The organism is Gorillibacterium massiliense, from assembly GCF_000455485.1.
Classification (GTDB): Bacteria; Bacillota; Bacilli; order Paenibacillales; family NBRC-103111; genus Gorillibacterium; species Gorillibacterium massiliense.
This window is the reverse complement of sequence record NZ_CBQR020000154.1, coordinates 1-3,697: the sequence shown is the minus strand read 5'-3', so window position 1 is coordinate 3,697 and position 3,697 is coordinate 1. Positions and strand designations below refer to the sequence as shown.

The following is a 3,697-nucleotide window of genomic DNA, read 5'->3' as shown; positions in this document are numbered from 1 at the left end:
AGCTTCCTCTTGATCCTACGAGTATCTCTCGTTTAGAAGATAACTTGTCGTCACAAGAATATATCTTACCAAGTTTGCCGCCTAATTGCAACGACCAATTTTTACCTGCAACTTTCGAAGCCGTTTGGACATCTCAAGTGCGTTTATTAATATACCTCCAAACGACTTAAAAAATCAACTATTAATTTATGACTCCTCTTTATCTCAAAGGAAAGATTGCCGCCAAAGAAAAAAACACCGGATCAGCCAAGGCCGATTCGGTGTTGATGCTTGTCCCTTTTCCGATAACAATAAAGGATTATTGCTGATGAATGATGTTTTTCTTGGAACGGTTCCGCATAATGCCGAACGACAGCACCAGGATGACGCAGATTGCAGTAAAAGCCCATTTACCGATGCCGTCTGCGATAGGCCACTGATCGAGGATCGGCTCATCTGCAATCATTTTCCCCGCGGTAAACGCGATAATTCCCGCCCCTATATATAGAATCCAATTGAAACGCTCCAGAAGCTTGATAAACAAGGTGCTTCCCCATACGACAATCGGAATGCTGATCAACAACCCCGTAATAACCAGACCGAAATGGCCATGAGCCGCACCGGCGACAGCAAGAACATTATCCAACCCCATAGCGGCGTCCGCCAGCACGATCGTGCCGACAGCCCCCCAGATGGAATCTTTGGCTTTTATGACATGGTCCTCTTTGTCGACCATCAGTTTATAAGCGATCCATATGAGCAGCAAGCCGCCGACCACCAGCAAGCCGGGAAGTTTCAGAAGCCAAACAACGATCAGGGTAGCCAGAATCCGAATCACGACAGCACCGCATGTCCCTAATAGAACAACGCGGTTCTGCATAATCTTGGGAACATTGCGGGCAGCCATGCCTATTACGATGGCATTATCGCCGGCCAATACTAGATCCATGACAACAATACCAATGACCGCCATGAAAAAATCAGCTACGCTCATGTCCTCACTCCCATCCCCACTTTAATCTATTAACCTATTCCGCTTTCCAAAAAACAAAAGACCTCTACCGTAAACGGCAAAGGTCTTGCTAACAACGTGATGAGTTGCCAATAAAGCCGGGATGCGGCAAGCATCCGAATTGACGACTTTATCGTATCAAGCTACTCCCCTTATGCTAATTTCAGTATAAAAAGGTTTAGGTAGGCGGTCAACAAGAAATATTTGCGTCTTTTGAGTCATCCGGGGACTTTATCGGAGATGCTGGCAAGGAATCCTTTCTCTGGGTTGCTGTTTTGCGGCTGCGGATGTAGCCTACCCCCACCACCGCGGCGATGAGCACTGCCTCGAATATCCATTTCCCCGTTCCGTGTAAAAAGGGAATACTCTCCAGAAGAGGCTCATCAACGATCATTTTAGCAGCCGTATAAGCGAGAACGCCCGCCCCCAGATACAAAATCCAGGGAAAACGGTCCAAAAGCCGAATGAACAGCGTACTCCCCCAAACGACTATGGGAACACTGATCAAGAGACCGACGATCACTAACCAGATACTGCCGTGAGCTGCCCCCGCTACGGCCAGCACATTGTCGATCCCCATGGCTGCATCGGCAATGAGAATCGTCCGGATTGCGGCCCATGCGGTATCCTTGGCGGCGATCTCGTGATCTTTTTTATCCGTGAGCAGCTTGTAGGCAATCCAGATCAGCAAAAGTCCGCCGATAAGCAACAGCCCAGGAATGCCCAGCAGCCAGGTTACCGCCAGAGTCGCTATGACCCGGATGATCACGGCTCCCAATGTCCCGAGAAGGATAACCTTCTTCTGCCTCTCCTTTGGAACGTTCCGTGCCGCAAGGCCGATGACAATGGCGTTATCCCCGGCGAGGACCAAATCGATTAACACGATGCTAAGTAGAGCCGAAATAAATTCCATCCTTTTTCCTCCCTTTTGCTATTTAGTATTTTCCTCTTGCGGCCCAACAAAAAAAGAGCCGCTGCGCTTGGCAGAAGGCTCTTTTCATTAAAAAAGACCTTTGCCGTTTGCAGGCAAAGGTCTTGCTAACAACTTTCGTTGCCAATAAAGCCGGGGCGACGAATCACCCGAACTGACGACTTTACTGTACAGCTACTCCCCTTTGATTTATTAATTGTAACTTGATTCCCACTGGATAGTCAAGCGTACCCGCGAGCAGAAAGGACGAACCGTATGGGTGACGGTTCGTCCTTTTCCGGAATTACTATTGCAGGTTGAACAATTTGAACAGAATAGATGCCGCTTCCGCCCTTGTCGATTGCTCGTTAGGAGCGAACATCCCATTGCCCATACCGCTGATGATGCCTGCTTTAGCCATGGATTCGACAGACTCTGTCGCATACCCTGCTATTGCCGACGCATCCCTGAATGCTATCGTTTGGTAACCGTTGAGATCAATACCCAACAGCTTCGCCGCCTTGAACACCATCACAGCCATATCCTGCCTGGTTATCGGATCGTTCACACCAAAGGTCCCGTCCGATTTTCCGCTGATAATGCCTTGGGCTTTGGCGCTGGCAATCGCCTTCGCGTACCATGCCCCTTCCTTCACGTCCGGGAAGGACGATTGGGCCGAAGAATCGATAAGTTCAAAAACATTCATAAGCATTTGAATAAACTCGGCTCGTGTAACGTTGCCATTAGGGTTGAATTGACCACCGCCTACTCCGCTGAGCGCCCCCCTGGCTGCAAGGGCTTCGATAGCGTTTTTGGCCCAGTGGGTTTCACCCACGTCGCTGAAGCCAACATCGGCATAGGCCGCAGCGTAGGAGTTGAATTGCTTTGCCTTGAACACCACGCTGCCGGTAGCTGGATCATACTTGCCATTCTTCACGACTTCCAATTGACCGTTGTCATTCACAGAATAAACGACAACCTTGTTCGGATTTTCTCCCGCTTTCAGTGTATACGGGATGGATACTTGCACCTCGTTACCTTGGATGCGGCTGACTTCGGTTCCATCCAGGCTCAGCGCAACATGGATCACATCCGCGCCATTCAGCTGGGTTTGCGTGTTCGCGGGCAATGTCGTGGAATCTACTTTCATTACTGACAATCTCAGGGTCGCGGCGTTCGAATCGCCTTGCTCCTTGAGTAGTGACGAGTCGATTGTTACCGCACCAAGTCCGGTCTCCACTGTGATTACGTGAACCTTGCCGTTCTCCGCAAGGTCTTGCAGCGGAATGTCCACATATACGGCATCCACTCCATTACCGGGTTGAACCGAGATCGTGAGAGAATTGCCGGCTGCAGTCTCCAAAGCTTTGCGCACATCTTCCGGTTTCAGAGCGATTTGCGCTGTGCGATTGTCATCCGCCTTCGGATGAACCGTCACTTTGCCATTCCCCACCTCCACTTGAGGTGCCGACGGCGTTGGATTCGCGGGCGTCGTCGGGCTCGTCGAAGTTGAGGAGGTAACGGTGATTACAGACGAAGCGGCTTTTCCGCCATCGATTGTCGTAACCGTAATGACCGCCGTTCCCGCATGATGTGCGGTTACGAGACCATTGGTGCTGACCGTTACGACGTTCTCGTCACTGGATGACCATGTTACCGCTCTGTTGGTTGCATTTGCCGGGTTAACGGTTGCCGCCAACTGCACGATTCCGCCAGTCGTCAGATTGACGGCGGTCCTGTCAAGGGTCACTCCCGTTACCGACACAATCGTCGGCAAGGCAACCAGACCGTCAAGC

3 protein-coding genes are annotated in these 3,697 nt (G+C 50.6%); all 3 read right to left on the bottom strand.

Features of this window, described 5'->3' with window-relative positions; translation table 11 throughout:
* Nucleotides 1–298: 298 nt before the first annotated feature.
* A complete protein-coding gene (locus TJ79_RS22155) occupies nucleotides 299–973 on the bottom strand; it encodes a TerC family protein (RefSeq protein ID WP_040952542.1) in 675 nt (224 codons plus the stop codon).
* A gap of 208 nt (nucleotides 974–1,181) precedes the next feature.
* A complete protein-coding gene (locus TJ79_RS22150; RefSeq protein ID WP_052339873.1) occupies nucleotides 1,182–1,904 on the bottom strand; it encodes a TerC family protein in 723 nt (240 codons plus the stop codon).
* Nucleotides 1,905–2,208: 304 nt separating this feature from the next.
* Nucleotides 2,209–3,697 (bottom strand): S-layer homology domain-containing protein (locus tag TJ79_RS26275; RefSeq protein WP_202903362.1); only part of this gene is annotated, 1,489 nt, incomplete at its 5' end.

What these genes read in the sequence shown, in the direction of transcription:
- TJ79_RS22155 (WP_040952542.1), bottom strand. Translation starts at nt 973, where the DNA reads ATGAGCGTAGCTGATTTTTTCATGGCGGTCATTGGTATTGTTGTCATG.
- TJ79_RS22150 (WP_052339873.1), bottom strand. Translation starts at nt 1,904, where the DNA reads ATGGAATTTATTTCGGCTCTACTTAGCATCGTGTTAATCGATTTGGTC.